Source organism: Bradyrhizobium uaiense, assembly GCF_010811875.1.
Lineage (GTDB): Bacteria > Pseudomonadota > Alphaproteobacteria > Rhizobiales > Xanthobacteraceae > Bradyrhizobium > Bradyrhizobium uaiense.
The window spans coordinates 1-243 of the sequence record NZ_VKHP01001022.1; the positions used below are offsets into that span (position 1 = coordinate 1).

1 pseudogene is annotated in these 243 nt (G+C 69.5%); it reads right to left on the reverse strand.

Annotated features, from left to right (window positions below):
- Nucleotides 1-117: 117 nt before the first annotated feature.
- A pseudogene (locus FNJ47_RS48610) lies at nucleotides 118-243 on the reverse strand (CpaD family pilus assembly protein); the annotation flags it as partial.

Sequence of the window (243 nt, forward strand, 5' to 3'; positions counted from 1 at the left end):
GTCGCTGTCGCTGTGCGGCGCCCTCGTCGCCACGGCGATCGCGCTCGGCGGCTGCAATCTGACCGGCGACAATCTTGCCACCGGCACCGTGCCCGACGACTACCGGCAACGACATCCGATCGCGATCGCGCCGGTGCCTTCACGGCGCCAGGTGCGGGCCAGCCCCATGACGTCGTCGCGCTGCGTTTCGGTGAGATTGCCGCGGGCATGGCCCACGAACACGACGATCGACTGCTCACCCTC